The organism is Pantoea rwandensis, assembly GCF_002095475.1.
Taxonomy (GTDB): domain Bacteria; phylum Pseudomonadota; class Gammaproteobacteria; order Enterobacterales; family Enterobacteriaceae; genus Pantoea; species Pantoea rwandensis.
Genome location: NZ_MLFR01000012.1, coordinates 75,677 through 92,823, shown reverse-complemented (window position 1 = coordinate 92,823; position 17,147 = coordinate 75,677). Strand labels below are relative to the sequence as shown.

At 53.9% G+C, this 17,147-nt stretch carries 16 protein-coding genes; 9 read left to right on the top strand and 7 right to left on the bottom strand.

Annotation, left to right across the window (positions count from 1 at the left end; genetic code table 11):
- The first annotated feature begins 68 nt into the window (after positions 1-68).
- Entirely contained in the window at positions 69-239 is a 171-nt protein-coding gene (locus HA51_RS13315) for a YlcI/YnfO family protein (protein ID WP_084934963.1), read from the top strand.
- 124 nt (positions 240-363) lie between these two features.
- Here the strand turns inward: HA51_RS13315 and HA51_RS13310 are convergent, their stop codons facing one another.
- The 3 genes from HA51_RS13310 to HA51_RS13300 form a co-directional block, all read right to left on the bottom strand.
- The gene (locus HA51_RS13310; RefSeq protein ID WP_084934962.1) at positions 364-1,278 is read right to left on the bottom strand and encodes a substrate-binding domain-containing protein; all 915 of its coding nucleotides are present in this window, start codon (positions 1,276-1,278) and stop codon (positions 364-366) included.
- 85 nt (positions 1,279-1,363) lie between these two features.
- Positions 1,364-2,143 carry a TIM barrel protein gene (locus HA51_RS13305; protein ID WP_084934961.1) on the bottom strand — a complete coding sequence of 260 codons (780 nt, stop codon included), beginning with the start codon at positions 2,141-2,143 and terminating at the stop codon, positions 1,364-1,366.
- A complete protein-coding gene (locus HA51_RS13300) occupies positions 2,143-3,156 on the bottom strand; it encodes a Gfo/Idh/MocA family oxidoreductase (protein WP_084934960.1) in 1,014 nt (337 codons plus the stop codon). The genes HA51_RS13305 and HA51_RS13300 overlap by 1 nt, the downstream gene beginning before the upstream one ends.
- Positions 3,157-3,344: 188 nt before the next feature.
- On the opposite strand from HA51_RS13300, the gene HA51_RS13295 reads away from it, so the two are divergent.
- Positions 3,345-5,303 carry a sigma-54-dependent Fis family transcriptional regulator gene (locus HA51_RS13295; RefSeq protein ID WP_084934959.1) on the top strand — a complete coding sequence of 653 codons (1,959 nt, stop codon included), beginning with the start codon at positions 3,345-3,347 and terminating at the stop codon, positions 5,301-5,303.
- 67 nt (positions 5,304-5,370) lie between these two features.
- Here HA51_RS13295 and HA51_RS13290 read toward each other — a convergent pair whose 3' ends face one another.
- From HA51_RS13290 to HA51_RS13280, 3 genes are all read right to left on the bottom strand, one after another.
- Positions 5,371-6,339, bottom strand: coding sequence for a VOC family protein (locus HA51_RS13290; protein WP_084934958.1), 969 nt, complete (start codon positions 6,337-6,339; stop codon positions 5,371-5,373).
- Positions 6,340-6,360: 21 nt separating this feature from the next.
- Positions 6,361-7,740: an MFS transporter gene (locus HA51_RS13285; protein ID WP_084934957.1), complete on the bottom strand. Its 1,380-nt coding sequence runs from the start codon at positions 7,738-7,740 to the stop codon at positions 6,361-6,363.
- A 236-nt stretch (positions 7,741-7,976) separates the two neighbouring features.
- Positions 7,977-9,209: a LysR family transcriptional regulator gene (locus HA51_RS13280; protein ID WP_084934956.1), complete on the bottom strand. Its 1,233-nt coding sequence runs from the start codon at positions 9,207-9,209 to the stop codon at positions 7,977-7,979.
- Between the two features lie 125 nt (positions 9,210-9,334).
- Here HA51_RS13280 and galB point away from each other — a divergent pair, with 125 nt between their 5' ends.
- From galB to HA51_RS13260, 4 genes are read left to right on the top strand one after another with little or no spacing between them, the layout of a single operon-like run.
- Positions 9,335-10,072 (top strand): 4-oxalmesaconate hydratase, encoded by a 738-nt coding sequence (gene galB, locus HA51_RS13275; protein ID WP_084934955.1) that lies wholly within the window; start codon positions 9,335-9,337, stop codon positions 10,070-10,072.
- On the top strand, positions 10,069-10,791 hold the full coding sequence (locus HA51_RS13270) for a 4-carboxy-4-hydroxy-2-oxoadipate aldolase/oxaloacetate decarboxylase (RefSeq protein WP_084934954.1): 723 nt from the start codon (positions 10,069-10,071) through the stop codon (positions 10,789-10,791). Before galB ends, HA51_RS13270 begins: the two co-directional genes overlap by 4 nt.
- Positions 10,788-11,870, top strand: a complete 1,083-nt coding sequence (locus HA51_RS13265; RefSeq protein ID WP_084934953.1) for a 4-oxalomesaconate tautomerase — start codon at positions 10,788-10,790, stop codon at positions 11,868-11,870. The genes HA51_RS13270 and HA51_RS13265 overlap by 4 nt, the downstream gene beginning before the upstream one ends.
- 10 nt (positions 11,871-11,880) lie before the next feature.
- On the top strand, positions 11,881-12,753 hold the full coding sequence (locus HA51_RS13260; protein ID WP_084934952.1) for an NAD(P)-dependent oxidoreductase: 873 nt from the start codon (positions 11,881-11,883) through the stop codon (positions 12,751-12,753).
- Between the two features lie 51 nt (positions 12,754-12,804).
- Here the strand turns inward: HA51_RS13260 and HA51_RS13255 are convergent, their stop codons facing one another.
- Entirely contained in the window at positions 12,805-14,205 is a 1,401-nt protein-coding gene (locus HA51_RS13255) for an aminotransferase-like domain-containing protein (RefSeq protein ID WP_084934951.1), read from the bottom strand.
- A gap of 369 nt (positions 14,206-14,574) precedes the next feature.
- Here HA51_RS13255 and HA51_RS13250 point away from each other — a divergent pair, with 369 nt between their 5' ends.
- From HA51_RS13250 to HA51_RS13240, 3 genes are read left to right on the top strand one after another with little or no spacing between them, the layout of a single operon-like run.
- Complete coding sequence (locus tag HA51_RS13250) at positions 14,575-15,057, top strand: MSMEG_0572/Sll0783 family nitrogen starvation response protein (protein ID WP_084934950.1); 483 nt, start codon at positions 14,575-14,577, stop codon at positions 15,055-15,057.
- Between the two features lie 13 nt (positions 15,058-15,070).
- Positions 15,071-16,072, top strand: coding sequence for a Nit6803 family nitrilase (locus HA51_RS13245; RefSeq protein WP_084934949.1), 1,002 nt, complete (start codon positions 15,071-15,073; stop codon positions 16,070-16,072).
- On the top strand, positions 16,032-17,141 hold the full coding sequence (locus HA51_RS13240; protein ID WP_211282937.1) for an MSMEG_0568 family radical SAM protein: 1,110 nt from the start codon (positions 16,032-16,034) through the stop codon (positions 17,139-17,141). The genes HA51_RS13245 and HA51_RS13240 overlap by 41 nt, the downstream gene beginning before the upstream one ends.
- Positions 17,142-17,147: the final 6 nt, after the last annotated feature.

Genomic DNA, 17,147 nt, shown 5'->3' with positions numbered 1-17,147 from the left:
TCGACTCGAGCAGCGTTTTGATATCAATACAAAAATTAAACGTGTGAGACAACAGACCAGGGATCAACATGGATAAAATGACAAACGCCAAAACTCGACGAAAACATATTCGTTTTCCTCACCTGCTGATTGATCAAATCGAAGAAAGTATGAAGATTGAGAACAGTCAGAACTTCTCTGCCTGGGTGGTGGAAGCCTGCCGATTGAAAGCGAAGGAAGTAACCAGCGAAAAGAAGTAGGTGGGCATTTACGCGGTTGCATCTTGAACATCCGCGCTGAACTTGAGCAGCACCTGACGGCTCGTCGCGAAAAATTCATTGAAACCGGCAGGTCACCTTGCCGGTTTCAATAGATTAACGATTATTACTGACCTGCAAACTGAGCATAATTTTCAGGGGTAATGGTTTTATAGGGTACCCAGTTGTACGCCTCAACTTTCTGTTTATCCAGCAGCGCTTTGGTTACCTGTACCGCACCCGTGGCTTGGCCTTTAGCGTCCTGGAAAATCGTTAATGCCATTTTGCCGTTTTTGACAAACTGCTGTCCGTCTGGCGTTCCATCAATGCCCGCGACCAGGATTTTCTCATTCTTCGCCTGACTCAGGGCCATGATGGCACCAATCGCCATTTCGTCATTGTTGGCAGCGATAGCATCAATAGGACGTTGATTCAGTAACCAACTTGATACCACGTCCACCGCCTCATTACGCTGCCATTTAGCGGTCTGCTTCTCGACCACTTTCATATCTTTATATTTGGCAATCACCGCTTCCACAGCACGGGTGCGTTCACGCGCCTCTTCGTTGGACAATGCACCCATCAAAATTGCCACATTACCTTTGTAGTTCATTTTCTTAGCCAAAGCTTCCATCTGCATCTCGCCGCCCAGCGCGGAGTCTGAGCCGACATAGGCCACGTCTCCTTGCAATTTTACCTCTGGCTTACGGTTCACGAAGATCAGCGGGATATTGGCATTCTTCGCTGCGGTAATCATGGGCAGTACGCCCTGTGTGTCCACTGGATTCAGGATGATGGCGTCAACGCCCTGATTGATAAAATCGTCGACTTGCTGCACTTGCAGTGCGACATCACCTTTAGCATCAACAAACTGCCCGTTAAGTTGATTGGCTTTGAGTTCTGCCTGCATCTGTGTACGTAGAATAGAAACAAAGTTAAGGTCAAAGTTGGCCAGCGCCACGCCGACAGTAAAGGTTTTGGCACTGACGCCGAGACTCAGCAGCAGGGAGCACAGACAGATAAGCACATTTCTGATTTTCATAATTTTTCCTGTAGAGTTGAGATTATTATTTTTTTAAACAGATGAATAACGCCGGGCAACAGGCAAATACCCGGCGGTGTGACACTTAAACAGTGAAATGATCGCGGAACTGTTGTAGTGCTTCGGTACTGTCTCCCTTTGCCCAGCCTTCCATCGCCACGGTGCCGCGATAGCCCACTTCATGTAATGTGCGCGCAATTGCGCGATAGTTGATTTCACCGGTGCCCGGCTGTTGGCGGCCCGGCACATCGGCAACCTGAATTTCACCTATTGCCGGTCCACAGCGGCGAATAAGCTCAATCAGATTCCCTTCACCAATCTGCGCGTGGTAAAGGTCGAGGTTCATTTTCAACGCCGGGCTATTGACCGCTTCGACCAGCGCCAGGGTGTCTGCTGCCAAAGCAAAAGGCGTACCTGGGTGATCAACCGGCAGGTTAAGGTTCTCCAGAGTAAAAACACGTCCGGCACGTTCGCCAAGTTGTGCCACCTTGCGCAGCGTCTCTACCGCTTTGAGCCACATCGCACCGGTGACCACTTCAACCGGTTTAACCGGTAAACCTTTGTCATCCAAACCGGTGCCATGCAGGTTCAGTCCGGGGCAGTTCAGTCGTTGAGCGACGGCCAGTGACGCTTCGGCACTCGCTAATAGCTGCTGGATTTCGTCATCATCCGTCAGGTTACCGGTGAGGTAGCCGGTCATTGAGGTAAAGCGGGCTCCGGTCGCAGCCAGTGCGTCAATATCTTTATTCGCCCATCCCCATATCTCGACACCAAACCCCATCTCATGAATACGCTCCACGCGCTCAACAAAAGGAAGGTCGAGAAACACCATTTCGGCACAGACGGAAAGTTGATAACTGGCCATTAACGCGCTCCCAGTTTGACAGGTTGTTTAAGTTGCACGGATTCAATACACGCCAGCGCGATTTCCAACGCGTTACGCGCATCTTCTCCAGTGGCGCGCGGGGTTTCACCTGTGCGGATGCAGCGAGCAAATTCGGCCATCTCAGCCACATAGGCAGCACTGAGCAGGTCTGAGTCGAGGCGGGATGTTTCAATCGCAATCCCGCCCTGGTGATAACGGACACAGTTATTCACGTTGATATGCCCTGCCTGCAACATACCTTTACTGCCGAAGACTTCGCCTCGCACGTCATAGCCATAGACCGCCTGGAAATTGGCTTCAGCCGTAGCGATGGCGCCGTTATCAAATCGGATAGTGACAACAGAGGTATCTAACAGCCCCTTGTCCTTGAAGTCAGGGCGCACCAGCGCATCGGCAAGGGCATAAACCTCCACCGGTTTTGCACCGTGGTTAAAGTGCAGCAGCGTGTCAAAATCATGGATCAGGGTTTCAAGGAAAATCGTCCATTGTGGGATGCGTGAAGGGTCATGCAGCCCTGGGTCGCGGGTCAGTGAACGGCTGAGTTGCGTAGTGCCATTTTCGCCCGCTTTGACAGCGGCAATGGCTGCCGCAAAACCGGTATCAAAACGACGGTTGAAGCCCACCTGAAGCACAATGCCCGCTGATTTAGCGGCTGCAATGGCGCGTTCGGCTTCATCAAGAGTGACGGCCATCGGTTTTTCGCAGAACACATGTTTACCTGCGTTTGCTGCCGCAATCACCCATTCAGCATGCGTGCGGGCGGGTGCTGCGATCACGACCGCATCAACGTCTGGGTCTTGAAGCAGCGCATGCAGATCGGAGTAGGCTTTATCAACGCCGAGTGCTTTAGCCAGCTTTTCTGCCGCTCCTGGCATCGGGTCAGCCACCGCCGTCAGGATGGCACCGGGTACACGATACGCAAGATTTTCTGCGTGGAAACTTCCCATTCGTCCCGCGCCAATCAGACCAACGCGTACAGTTTTGATAGCCATAAAAGCTCCTTGTTTTGTAGGGTTTGCCCATTCAGGCGTGAATGGATATTGCAAAGGCGATGCCAACTTAAAAATGGCGAAAAGTGTGAGTGACAACACAGAGTTAGCGTAAATAACGACCGTAAAGTTTACATGTCAAGTTAACATGTCAATTAACTGTACATACACCTTGAGCAAGGAGGGATGGCGTGTCATTAACTGATCGTTCCCCCATCAAAGATGAAAGTGATCCTATTTTCAGCCTGCCAAACGGCAATGAAGTGGTGGAATGGGATAATTTGCTCTGGCAGGGCTGGCAGAGTTTTGAAGAAGGCATCCAACCGGGATGGATTCGCCCGAACATCCTTGACTCATGGAATCGCTCGCAGCAGCGCGGTATCGATCCGCATTCATTTCACTATATTTCACCACCCGCTGATGAGCTGAACGCAATTATTGAACGTAACGCGGAGTTCATTCAGGTAGCCCGCAGCATTATGGAAAACCTGTTGGCCTATAACCCGGACGGCCATATCAACCTGACGGATGCACAGGGGGTGACGCTGTACTTTTGCGGATCGGACCTGACCCCGGTCGGCAGTATTTTGCGTGAAGATGTTCTGGGGACCAATTGCACCGCCCGTTGTTTGATTGAACAGCGGTTGGTTTATGTTCTGAGTGGAGAAAACTGGAAGCTGGATCTGCGAAAACGCAACTACCAGTGTGCCGCAGCGCCGGTAAGAGACGGCAGTGGCAAGATGCTGGGCGTACTGACGCTGACCGCCACCCCGGATAACTTCAATGCGCATACCCTTGGCACCGTTCAGGCTGCTGCTGAAGCGGTAGGGCAACAGCTCATGCTGCAGCGTTTACTCGCTGAGCAACAATCCATCCTTGAAACGCTAAACGAAGGGGTGATCGTCTGTGACAGGCATGGTCACATCAAAACGCTCAACCGCTATGCACGGCAAATCTTTAAAGATATTGATCCGCATGCAGGCACCATCGATGTGGTGCTGAGGCCGGAGGGGGGATCATTACTGACCATGCCCTTTTGTAATGACCGCGAGATCCAGTTCATCCCACATAACGCAGATCCGATTTCATGCCTGATCTCCCTGATGCCTGCGCCAGATGATGGGCGCGTATTGTCACTGCGAGAAAACCAGCGTATTCGCGCCATTACACGCAGAGTCATGGGCGTCAGCGCCAGCTATACCTTTGAAATGATTAGAGGGATGTCGCCACGTGTGCAACAAGCGATTTTTAAAGCGCGGGCCAGTAGTCGTACAGACAGTACCGTACTGTTGAGTGGAGAAAGTGGCACCGGGAAAGAGTTATTTGCTCAGGCCATTCACAATGCCAGCCCCCGTCATCATGAGCCTTTTATTGCCCTGAACTGTGGTGCCTTGCCAAGAGATCTTGTGCAGAGCGAACTCTTTGGTTACGTAGACGGCGCTTTCACCGGATCGCGTCGTGGTGGCTCTGCGGGTAAGTTTGAGCTGGCAGATGGCGGCACGCTTTTTCTGGATGAAATAGCGGAAATGCCGCTGGAGGCCCAAACCAGCTTGCTGCGCGTCTTACAAGAAAGCGAGGTGGTGCGTATCGGTGCGGCTCACCCTATTAAGGTCAATGTTCGCATTATCGCCGCCACGCATTGCAACCTGATGGATGCGGTGGAAAAAGGCGCTTTTCGTCGCGACCTGTTCTACCGCCTTAACGTCATGTCGCTTGATATTCCACCGCTGCGGGAGCGTCAGGAAGACATTCCGGGTTTGGTTAATACGTTTATTCATGCCCTTTGTACCCGGCTAAAGCGCATTGCACCGCAGGTGTCACCTGAAGCGATGCATTTTTTACAGGCATGGAACTGGCCCGGTAACGTTCGTGAGTTAGAAAATCTCGTTGAACGCATGGTGAACCTGTGTGAAGGACTGGAAATTGGCAGGGAAGATTTACCGGAAGAAATGACCCGGGGTGCCGTGGCGATAACTCCTCAGGCACTCACGTCGCTACAGGAACATGAGCGTCAACATGTTTTACTCGTCGTTAAAGAACAGAAAGGGAATCTGCGTCAGTCAGCTCAGCGGTTGGGTATTTCGCGCACGGCTTTATATAACAAACTCAATTTGTGGCAGGTTAATGTGGCGTCATTCCGGCAGGATTAAAGTCACCGCATCGTTGAGCTGAAACAGAAGATAAGCGCCCAAGCCGATGGAGTAGGCGCTTTTTACGTTAACGTTCGACGGGCGGGGTGCCGTGAGTATGGAAGGTCTCAATGGTTTTTAATCCCCAGGCCTGACCTCTCTTACGCTCGGATTCGGTCCATACCACGGTCTGCCAGTCTGGAGCCAGAATAAGGCGCGCGCCCGAATTAGCCAGCTCAACACGGTTCCCGGCTGGCTCCCATACATACAGGAAGAACGTGCCCTGAATAGCGTGTTTGTGCGGACCGGTCTCAATATGTACACCATTCTCCAGGAAGATATCAGCCGCGCGCAGAATATCTTCTCGTGTATCCGTCGCATAAGTCACATGGTGCAGGCGCGCATTGCCGCCGCCATGCTCCTCGGTACAAGCCAGATCGTAGGTTTTGTTGTTGATGGTGAACCAGCATCCGCCAATGCGCCCGTTATCTAACTGAATCATTTCAGTGACACGTGCGCCAAGGCAGGTCTCCATAAAGGCTTTGAACTCACGTACATCTGCGGCGAGCAGATTGAGGTGATCCAGCCGACGCGGGCAAGCGCCGCGCCCATGGTAACGTTGTGCCAGATTTTTTAATGAAGGACGCTCATCGGGCTCAGGCTGATAACGTACCGTGTCGTAGTAGATTTCGAAGATATGCCCAAAGGGATCGGCAAAGCGAAAAGCACGCCCGTGCCCAGGCTCATTATCCACCCAGCCTATCGCCTCATACTGACTGGCTTCGATTACGGCGACGCGCCTCAATAATGCGGCTTCTGAGCTGGCGCGATAGGCGATATGCCCCACGCCGGTGGTGTGATGGCGCGTCAGCTTCAGCGAGTGAAATTCGTAGTCGTCCCAGGCGCGCAGCCAGGCGTGATTTTCATCCTGAGCGGAGACAGTCAGGCCGTAAACGTTAACGAAGAAATTCAGACTCTCTTCAAATTTATCGGTGTACATCTCAACATGGGCCAGATGCGCGATATCGAAACAGGGTTCTGACAGGTGCTGCGTCATGAGAATCTTCCTTAACGGGTATTAACGGTTATTCAGGGTTTGAGACAGCGCGGGAATGTCGTTCAACTCCGCGCCTTTAATTTTCATTTCCAGTGCGACATTGCGGTGCAACACGATACTCAATGCAGCCAACAGCGCGGGCAGGGCAAGGATAAAGAAAATGGCGGATTGGGCAGGAAAGGCCCCCATGAGTAGTCCGCCCACGGATGAGCTTAAAATCGCGCCAGTACGGCCAATGCCATGCATCCAGCTTACGCCAGTCGCGCGAATCTCAGTGGGATAGTAAGCAGGAGAATAGACTTGCAGGCCATTTTGCGCGCCATTAATGCACATGCCGATAATAAAAATGAACACGCCTAATGCCACACCGGAGAAGGCGAAAACGCCCTGCGCCAGCAGACAGACGCATCCCAACAGATACACCACGCCGATGACGTATTTAGCGTTCAATTTATCCATTAACGCCCCGACCAAAATGCCGCCTAATGGCCCACCCAGTTGGAACAGACCGGCAAGGATGGCGGCTTGTTCCAGCGAAATGCCGCCAGAACGCATGATGGTGGGTAACCAGCCATTCAGCAGATAGATAACAAACAGCCCCATAAAATAGGTCAGCCACAGAATAATCGTGCCGCGGGCAAAACCGTGACTAAACAGCTGTGCAATGGTGCTGCTGCGCTGGATGCGCGGTGAACTCAGTACAAATGCGTCATGTTGGGTGAAGTGCCCTCCCATGCGATTCAGTAAGGCGGCGATTTGTGCACGCGGTGCTTTACGAACCACTAAGTTAAGGGTTGATTCTGGCAGCAAGACAGCTAACAGCGGCAGCAATAACAGCGGCACGGCTCCCCCCACAATCAACACTGCAGGCCAGTGATAATGGCTGAGCAGTGCGGCGGCGATAAAGCCACCCAAACCGGAGCCGATATTAAAACCACTGAACATCAGGGTGATCATCACCCCTTTACGACGCTCTGGCATATATTCGGCGAGCAGAGTCACGCAGTTAGGCATCACTGCCCCTAAGCCCAGCCCGGCAATAAAACGCAGCAGCGCCATTTGCAACGGTGATGAAGCGAAAGCACAGGCCAGACTGAAGGCAGAAAACATCGCGACGGAGAGCAGAATGACTCTCTTTCGTCCATAACGATCGGACAGCGGACCCGCAATGAGAGCACCAATGGCCACGCCGAACATTGCCGCACCCAGTATCGGTCCCATCGCCGCACGGGAAATATGCCACTGTTCAATCAGCGCGGGAGCAATAAATCCCATCACGGCGGCATCATAACCATCAAACATGATGATAATCAGGCACAGCACCAGCACGCGCCACTGGAAGGGAGAAATCGGACGAGAGTCGATCCAGTCTTTAATATCGATCAGCTTGTTTGTGTTCATGGCTTAGCTCTCTGTTAGGGCTCGTAGGGCCGTTATTGTCGTAGTGAGAGGAGTGTGAATGCCCTTACACGTTATGCAGCCAAGCGCGGAGTGTCTGTCAAAAAAGGCTTTTAGAGGTATGAGTTACATTTATATTGTGAGCAGCGTGGCAAACTTAATGGCTTGCTAAGGTGGCGAAACAGGCCACAGGCAGAGCCTGTGGTCAACATTTCAGCGTGTAGGTGTATGAATTTCGTTTAGGACGCATCCGTGCGTGCTTCAGCATCAATGCTGGCGATCAATGCCAGGGTGGCGGGTGAGTGCAATGCACCCTGGCGTAGCGTTAGGCCAATCGCACGATGCGTATCGGGTAGGGCAAAGCTCAGCGGTTTGAGAATACCGGCACGTAATTCGTAGGCTAACTGATGGCTGGAGACGGCGGCGACCATATCGGAGTTGAGTAACAGTCCTCGTATAATCGCCAGATCGCCGCTTTCAACCACCGGAGTAGGAGGTGCCATACCTAAGCGTTGGAAAGCGCGGTCCAACAACTGACGGCCGGGACTGTTTTCACGCGGTAAAATCCACTGCGTGTGACCAAAATGAACAGGTAGCAAGGGTTTTCCGGCCAAAGGATGCTGTGGACGCGCGAGCAGTACCAGCTCTTCAGTGAACAGTACGCGATTATCCAAATCAGGCACGCTGTCATTCTGACGCAGTGCCCCCAAAATCAGGTCCACATCCCCGGCTCGTAATTCGGTGACCAGGTTGCTAAAGGCACTTTCATTGGTCACCACTTTTACCGACGGATGTTGCGTGACCAGATGTGCGATGGCGCGCGGTAGCAGGCTACTGCGACACAGCGGCAGGGCACCCACCTGTACCGTTCCGTGAATATCACCCACATGGGCGGCAAGATCCTCTGGAATATGACGAATTTCATTGAGTGCGCGGCTGATATGGGGGGCCATTTCCTGCGCCGCCGTTGAAGGCATCATGCCTTTTGGCGATCGTTGAAAAAGGTTCACGCCCGCCCCTTTTTCAAGCACCTTCAATGCGGCACTCACCGCCGGTTGGCTGATACCCAACGCATTGGCCACGCTTTGGGTATGGTGCAAATGGAAGAGTCGTAAAAAAATTTGTAAGCGCCGGACATTGAACAGCCAGATGGGTTCAGCTTCATCCCGGTGACTGCCACGCTGTTTAAAGCGCGCCAACATCGCCGGGATTTGCTGCAACTCCCCCAGTGCTCGCTGCGCGCGCGGCAACACACATTTCCCGGCATCCGTTAACAGCATTCCGCTGGAGTGGCGTTCAAATAGCGCGGTGGATAACGTTTGTTCCAGATCACGCAGTGAGCGGGTCACCGCAGATTGTGTGCGAAATAAATTTTCCGCTGCATTGGAAACCGTACCACGCTCAGCCACCATGCACAGTGACCTTAATTGCATGATTTTAATGTCATTGTCTTCTGTTTGGTATTTCGTCATGACTTTCTCCAATGCGCGACCCTAATCACAACATAAATAAAAGTCATAGCCTGCGCAATGAAAGGAATTATTCGTGTAGCGCGTTGCATGCCAGCATAAAAAAAACGCAACAGCAGGGGAATAACATGGAAAACAACATCAAAAAGAGTGCCTTAGTGGTCAGCGCGCATTCTGCGGACTTCGTCTGGCGTGCGGGTGGTGCCATTGCACTGCACGCTTCGCAGGGTTATGACGTTCACGTGGTCTGCCTCTCCTTTGGTGAGCGCGGAGAGTCAGCCAAGCTATGGCGTAAAGGGAACATGACGGAAGCCCTCGTCAAACAGCAACGCCAGGTGGAAGCGGAAGCGGCCGCAGAAGTGTTAGGTGCCAGTATTGAGTTCTTTGATTTAGGCGATTACCCGCTAAGAGCCGACAAAGAGACCTTATTCCGTCTGGCTGATGTGTTCCGCCGCATCCAACCCCATTTTGTTTTGACACACTCGATTGCCGATCCCTACAACTATGATCACCCACTCGCGGCGAATCTGACGCAGGAAGCACGCATTATTGCCCAGGCAGAGGGATATCGCCCTGGTGAGCCGATCATTGGTGCGCCACCTGTCTATTGCTTTGAGCCGCATCAACCGGAGCAATGTCTGTGGAAACCGGATGTGCTGCTGGATATCACCTCGGTGTGGGACAAGAAATATCAGGCGATTCAATGTATGGCGGGTCAGGAACATCTGTGGGAGTACTACACGCGTGTGGCGCTGCAGCGTGGTGTGCAGGCCAAACGTAACACAGGTATCACCTCTACTCGGGTTATCACCCATGGCGAAGGTTATCAAAGTCTGTTCCCGCGCGTGACGGAGGACCTTTCATGAGCCTTGTGAATAAAAAAGGCGTGGTGGTGCGCCATATCGATCGCGCTAATCGCGATGTGGTGGCCCAGTTCGCGCAGTTTGGTGTAGCAACAGCCCATGAAGCTCAGCAGCGTCAGGGGTTGTTAGATGTACGCATAAAACCTATCCAGCAAGGTGTCACGATCGCCGGCAGTGCAGTGACTGTGCTGGTGTCACCGGGTGATAACTGGATGTTTCACGTGGCGGTAGAGCAGTGTCAGCTGGGTGATGTGCTGCTGGTGGCACCCACATCTGACTGCCATGATGGATTCTTTGGCGATCTGTTAGCGACGTCGTTAAAGGCCAGGGGTGTTGTTGCGCTGGTGGGTGACATTGGCATCCGTGACAGCCAGACGTTACGTGACATGCAGTTTCCGGTCTGGTCTCGCGCCGTATACGCACAGGGTACGGTAAAAGCCACCATTGGTTCGGTGAACGTGCCGGTTATCTGTGCCGGCCAACTGGTCAATCCTGGCGATATCATCGTGGCTGATGATGATGGCGTGGTGGTGATTCCCCGCGCTGATGCTGCTCAGGTTATGCAGGCCGCGCAGCAGCGCGTGGCCAATGAAGAGAGTAAACGCGTTCGTTTGGCCTCGGGCGAACTCGGTCTGGATATTTATCAAATGCGTGAGCAACTGGCTGAAAAAGGGTTGCATTACGTCGAGTCACTGGACGAACTGGCAAAGGCGTCATCATGAAGCAAACCCTGATCCCCTGCACAATGATGCGCGGCGGCACGTCAAAAGCGGCCTGCTTTCTGGCCAGCGATCTGCCTGCCGATCAATCCGTACGCGATAATGTGTTGCTGGCGGTGATGGGTTCGCCAGACAAACGCCAAATTGATGGCATCGGCGGTGCCGATCCGCTCACCAGCAAAGTTGCGATCATTTCACGCTCCTTCCGTTCGGATGCAGATGTGGAGTACCTGTTTGCACAGGTCAATGTGGATAAGGCCGTGGTCGATTACGGACAAAACTGCGGTAATGTACTTGCCGCCGTTGGCCCTATCGCGATTGAAAAAGGGTTAGTCCCCGTAGAGGGCGCGGTGACGCGAGTGCGCATCTTTATGGTGAACACCGGTCAAATTGCCGAAGCGCAAATTCCAACGCCAGAAGGCGCCGTGGAGTATCAGGGCGATACGCATATTGACGGTGTCCCCGGTACTGCCTCAGAGCAGGTGCTGAGATTCGCCGATATTGCCGGATCCAGCTGCGGTGCGCTGTTACCGACCGGCCAGGCGGTTGACACCTTTGATGGGATTAACGTGACCTGCATTGATAACGGTATGCCGGTCGTGGTGGTGCGAGCCGCCGACTTACAACGCACCGGACTAGAAAGTCGTGAGCAACTGGATAGTGATGAAGAGCTAAAAGCGCGGCTTGAATCGATCCGACTTCAGGCCGGTCCCTTGATGAATCTTGGTGATGTCTCACAGCGTAGTGTACCGAAAATGACGCTGATTGCCGCCCCGACAAACGGGGGCGCTATTAGCTCGCGCACCTTTATTCCCCACCGCTGCCACGCATCAATTGGCGTGCTGGGCGCGGTCAGTGTGGCGACGGCATGCCTGATTCCAGGATCGGTTGCAGAAGGCTTAGCCCATGTTAGCAGCGCGCATGAGCAACGACTGGCAGTGGAGCATCCCAGTGGCGAGTTCAGCGTGATGTTAACCCGTGATGCGCAAGGCAATGTGAGTCGCAGTGGTTTGATACGCACCGCACGGCTGCTGTTTGATGGCCGAGTGGCGATTCCAGGCACAGTGTGGTCGGGAACATAAGGAGAGCAGGATGACACAAATCGCCATTATCGGCTTCGGTGAAGCCGGGCAAATTTACGCTGAAGACCTGGCGCGGAAGGCGGCTATCCGCGTCTGGGATAAAAAACTGCTGGGCTCAGAAGCTGCATCGCTACGCGCGCGTGCTCAACAGATCAATGTGGGGCTTGCCGCATCGCTTGGCGAAGCGATCCGGGGCGCTGATATCATCCTGTCACTGGTGACGGCCGGTAATGCGCGGGAAGTCGCTGAGCAGGCGGCGCCGTTGTTAGTGAGTGGGCAGCATTTCCTCGACTTCAACTCCGTCTCGCCAGCCACGAAACTAGCCGCCGCAGAGGCTATAAAGCATGGAAAAGGCAACTACCTTGACGTGGCTGTGATGGCACCCGTGCCACCTAAGCGGCTGGCGACACCACTGCTGCTGGCCGGGCCCCATGCTGATTTGCTGGCTGAAACCTTAACGAGCCTCGATTGCTGTGCTCGCGCCGTGAGCGAAAGCATCGGCGATGTCTCTGCCATAAAGATGTGCCGCAGTGTGATGATCAAAGGGCTGGAAGCCTTAACCACTGAATGCCTCAGCGCCGCGCAACAGTATGGGGTTGAGGATGCGGTTTTGGCCTCACTGCATACGAGCTTCCCTTCAATGGGATGGAACGATCAGCTGCCTCATTATCTGATTAGCCGCGTTGCTGAACATGGTGTCAGGCGGGCGGAAGAGATGAGCGAAGTGGTGAAAACCTTACAAGATGCGGGAGTGGATGCCATGATGAGCAAGGCTATCCGCCAGGTTCAGGCAGCCATGCCGGCTAAAATGGCTGAGCGAGGCATCCTCTACACAGATTTTCAGCCCTTTGTTTGGCAGACGTCACTGAACACATTGAAGTAGGTAATGGCCGCCGTAATTAAAGGCGGCATTGCTCTCCGCTGCGTTTAATGATTACAACACCATGCTGTGATAGTGCTCTGGATGCGCTAAAACATGCGCGATAGTCTGGAGGTTCTCGGAACACATCGCACGTGACCATGCACCTCCCAGGCAGATACGTAATGCATCGGGCGGGTTGTTGTCGGTGCAAAATGCAGCACTGGAGACGGCGCTGACCCCAAGTTCCCGCAATTTTACCGCCACTTCTGCGGGGTTCCAGTTGAGGTGGCGCGGTAACAGTAGCCACAAGTGGAAGCCCTCTGGCGAAGCGCGTAAGTTTAAAGGCCGTAGAATATCGGCGGCAAGTTTCTGGCGAATTCCCGCTTCTGCACGAATGGAACTCAATACGCGATCGGCCGTGCCATCCTGTATCCATTGTGATGCCAGAGCATTGGTGATCGGGCTTGCCATCACGTTGAGCGCGCGTAACGCGCCCGCCAGTAATTGCGTGTTGCGTTTGCCGGGGCCTTTGACAAAGGCTGTACGTAACCCTGGGCCAAAACACTTCGACATGCCGGTGATGTACCACGTCAATTCAGGAATCAGTTCACTGAACGATGGAATGTGATCTGTCATCAGCGCCGCATAGGCTTCATCTTCAATGACCGGAATACTGTAGCGCGAAGCGACATCCGCTAGTGCTTCACGCCGACGCAAAGGCAGCGTTAACGTGGTGGGATTCTGCAAGGTGGGATTGATATAGAGTGCGCTGATATGCCCAGTCTGGCACTGATGTTCAAACGCACGCGGTAGCGGGCCATCCTCATCACAAGGGAGAGATTGCAACGTGATGTTTAACTGGCTGGCGATGGCTTTGAGGCCGGGATAGATCAAATCGCTCACGCAGACGCTGCCCCCTTTACGGCATAACAGCGTCAATAACCCGACGAGGGCACTGTGAATGCCCGGCGTGATTAACACCTCTTCGACGTTAACTGGCGGCAGTTGTTTCTCAAGCCACACTTTAGCCATCGCCTTATCATCGGCGTGTCCGCCAAAGTCCTGATAGCGCAACAGACTGAGTATATTCTGCTGCGTGAACAGGTTAATCGCCCCTTCACTGATTGCCTGCGCCAGGTCCTCTCCCGGCTCGATAGGCGAGTTCATCGTCATCTCATAGCTACTCCCGCCGCTGAGTGGCATCGAAGGGACTTTGCCTCGAATATAGCTGCCTAAGCCTGGACGTGAATCAATCAGCCCTCGCCGTTTCGCCTCGGCATAGCCGCGCGTGACGGTGGTGTAATTGAGCGACAGTGAGATGGCAAGATCGCGTAATGGGGGCAAACGGTCACGAGGCAGGAATTCACCGCTGTTAATGCCATCAGCAATGATGTCAGCAATTAACAAATAGGCGGGACGCGGGGTGAGCTGAGCCTGATGGCCATGCCAGCGGCTGGAGAGCTTGTTGAGCATAGTCGCAACACCTTATCAAATGAGCCGTTTTCACTCACTATGCCGCGCTGCATTTTTCTCTGCAATCACCAATCTCATTGATTGCATCATTGATTGCATGATGATTTAAGATGTGTGCTTTATTGGTGCAGATCGGCATCAATTTAGTGCAGTTAACGACATATCAATAGCTGTGCACTCCTCTTTTTTTCGCGCTCAACTTCGCCCATAAATTTTTTTAGCTCACAAAGTGAGCAGTTGATGGGCTGTTGATTGCATGACCTCAGATCTCGGCTGGCACGCCCCTTGCTCCTGTTAAATGGCATGACCTGCACATGTCACATAACGGGGAGCCAGGCTCCTCAAGACAACCCTTAGGAGAGAAGTGCTATGCCAAAAGTCACAATGCCTGCCCATAAGACGGGAGATTTTTTTGTCGATTACGAAGAAAAGGTTTTTGAGGACGTTAAAGCAGAGCCCGGTCAAAAAGCACTGGTGACCTTCCATACGGTGGCGTTTGAAGGGTCAATTGGCTTCGTCAACATGCTGCAGGCCACGCGCCTGCAGCGTAAAGGGTTTGAAACCTCAATGCTGCTGTACGGTCCGGGTGTGCTGCTGGGCGTTCAGCGTGGTTTCCCGACAATCGGTGCAGAAGCGTTTCCCGGCCATCAGAACTATGCCAACCAGCTCACCAAATTTATGGCTGAAGGCGGAAAGGTCTACGCCTGTCGTTTTGCCCTCCAGGCGTTATATGGGCATGGCGAACCTTCGCTGCTGGAAGGCGTGCGCCCTATTAATCCGCTTGATGTGCTCGATCTCAAGCTGCTGCATGTCCGTGACAATGCGGTAATTATCGATACCTGGACGATGTAAGCGGAGGCCCATCATGGCTGGATCTCGCATTATCCGCGCCGCTGCAGCCCAGATTGCCCCAGATCTCCATGAGGCCAGCAAAACGCTGGCCCGTGTTCTGAAGGCAATTGATGAAGCCGCGTCGCAAGGGGCGGAAATCATCGTGTTTCCCGAAACCTTTGTGCCTTATTACCCCTATTTCTCGTTCATTACCCCGGCGATGACCGCTGGCGCTGCACACCTGAAGCTCTACGAGCAGGCGGTGATCGTACCGGGTCCGATTACACATGCCGTGGGGGAGCGTGCGCGCCTGCGAAATATGGTGGTGGTGCTGGGAGTGAATGAGCGCGATCACGGCACGCTCTACAACACGCAGCTGGTCTTTGATGCCAGCGGGGAGTTGGTACTCAAGCGGCGCAAAATTACCCCGACCTACCATGAACGCATGATCTGGGGGCAGGGCGACGGTTCAGGGTTAAAGGTGGCGGAAACGCGCGTAGGCCGCGTTGGCGCGCTGGCCTGCTGGGAACATTACAACCCGTTGGCCCGCTATAGCCTGATGACGCAACACGAAGAAATCCACTGCAGCCAGTTTCCGGGTTCGCTAGTGGGGCCCATCTTCGCCGAACAGATGGACGTCACAATTCGCCATCACGCGCTGGAGTCAGGCTGCTTCGTGATTAATGCCACGGGCTGGCTGACCGAAGCACAGATTAATGAGCTGACCGCCGACCCGGCCCTGCAGAAGGGACTACGAGGCGGATGTAACACCGCCATTATCTCGCCGGAAGGGCGCCATCTGGTGACGCCGCTAACGGAAGGAGAAGGCATTCTGGTGGCCGATCTGGATATGGCGCTGATTACCAAGCGTAAACGCATGATGGATTCCGTCGGTCATTACGCACGTCCGGAACTGCTGAGTTTGCGGCTGGATGATACGCCAGCGCGTTATGTCATTCCTCGCAGTGTCGAGTCTGAAATCGAAGGAGAGCGCGATGCAGAACGTACCCACTTCACGCCAGCAATTGATCACTGAGTTATTGACTCAGGGTGTACAGGTGATTAATCCGCAGCAGGAGCACGTCAGTCGCCATGGCGGCGCGGGCCCTTCGGATCATCAGGCGATGAATATCGACGGTGTTACGGTGATGGTGCCGATTTATACCCATTCTGCACACCGTTCACCTTGGCAAGTGAAGCATGAATCATCGGGCGCAACCCGTCTCTACAACCTGAATATCCCGGTGAAGGAGATCAGCATTGCCCATAAACCGCGCTTCTACGAGCGGCAGACGGCAGAAGGTATTCCCTATTCACAGATTGCCACCCTACATGGCACCGATGTGCTGGCCACTACGGTGTTGCAAACCTGTATTCGTTACGAAAATCGCGCCAAAGCTTGCCAGTTTTGCGCCATTGGCCAGTCGCTGGCCGCAGGTAGCACCATTGCACGTAAAACGCCGCAGCAACTCGCGGAAGTCGCCAAAGCAGCGGTAGAACTGGATGGTGTTAAGCATATGGTGATGACCACGGGAACCCCTTCGGGTAGCGATCGCGGGGCGCGTATCCTGGTGGAAAGTGCGGAAGCGATTAAAGCGGCCGTGGATCTTCCCTTGCAGGGGCAGTGTGAACCACCGGGCGATGCCGTCTGGTTCCGGCGTATGAAAGATGCCGGTATTGACGCGCTGGGGATGCATCTCGAAGCGGTCACGCCAGCAGTGCGCGCACGCATCATGCCGGGCAAGGCGCAGGTCAGCGTTGACCAGTATCTGATCGCCTTTGCTGATGCCGTTGAGGTGTTTGGCCGTGGTCAGGTCAGCACCTATATCCTCGCAGGGCTGGGTGATAGCCCCGAGGCGATACTGTCGCTGTCGGAAACACTCATTGATCTGGGCGTCTACCCGTTCGTGGTGCCCTTTGTTCCCATCAGCGGCACCCCGCTGGAACACCACGCCGCACCGGACAGTTCCTTCATGGCGTCAATCCTGCAACCCCTGGGACAGATGCTGAACAGCGCGAATCTGCGTTCGCGCGATATTAAAGCGGGCTGCGGCCGTTGCGGCGCCTGTTCTTCGCTGTCCAGCTTTGAACAGGCGATAGCCTGAGGAGCG

Excerpts from the sequence above, each read along its gene's own strand:
- HA51_RS13315 (WP_084934963.1), top strand. The coding sequence starts at position 69 with ATGGATAAAATGACAAACGCCAAAACTCGACGAAAACATATTCGTTTT.
- HA51_RS13310 (WP_084934962.1), bottom strand. The coding sequence starts at position 1,278 with ATGAAAATCAGAAATGTGCTTATCTGTCTGTGCTCCCTGCTGCTGAGT.
- HA51_RS13305 (WP_084934961.1), bottom strand. The coding sequence starts at position 2,143 with ATGGCCAGTTATCAACTTTCCGTCTGTGCCGAAATGGTGTTTCTCGAC.
- HA51_RS13300 (WP_084934960.1), bottom strand. The coding sequence starts at position 3,156 with ATGGCTATCAAAACTGTACGCGTTGGTCTGATTGGCGCGGGACGAATG.
- HA51_RS13290 (WP_084934958.1), bottom strand. The coding sequence starts at position 6,339 with ATGACGCAGCACCTGTCAGAACCCTGTTTCGATATCGCGCATCTGGCC.
- HA51_RS13285 (WP_084934957.1), bottom strand. The coding sequence starts at position 7,740 with ATGAACACAAACAAGCTGATCGATATTAAAGACTGGATCGACTCTCGT.
- HA51_RS13280 (WP_084934956.1), bottom strand. The coding sequence starts at position 9,209 with ATGACGAAATACCAAACAGAAGACAATGACATTAAAATCATGCAATTA.
- galB (WP_084934955.1), top strand. The coding sequence starts at position 9,335 with ATGGAAAACAACATCAAAAAGAGTGCCTTAGTGGTCAGCGCGCATTCT.
- HA51_RS13270 (WP_084934954.1), top strand. The coding sequence starts at position 10,069 with ATGAGCCTTGTGAATAAAAAAGGCGTGGTGGTGCGCCATATCGATCGC.
- HA51_RS13265 (WP_084934953.1), top strand. The coding sequence starts at position 10,788 with ATGAAGCAAACCCTGATCCCCTGCACAATGATGCGCGGCGGCACGTCA.
- HA51_RS13260 (WP_084934952.1), top strand. The coding sequence starts at position 11,881 with ATGACACAAATCGCCATTATCGGCTTCGGTGAAGCCGGGCAAATTTAC.
- HA51_RS13255 (WP_084934951.1), bottom strand. The coding sequence starts at position 14,205 with ATGCTCAACAAGCTCTCCAGCCGCTGGCATGGCCATCAGGCTCAGCTC.
- HA51_RS13250 (WP_084934950.1), top strand. The coding sequence starts at position 14,575 with ATGCCAAAAGTCACAATGCCTGCCCATAAGACGGGAGATTTTTTTGTC.
- HA51_RS13245 (WP_084934949.1), top strand. The coding sequence starts at position 15,071 with ATGGCTGGATCTCGCATTATCCGCGCCGCTGCAGCCCAGATTGCCCCA.
- HA51_RS13240 (WP_211282937.1), top strand. The coding sequence starts at position 16,032 with ATGCAGAACGTACCCACTTCACGCCAGCAATTGATCACTGAGTTATTG.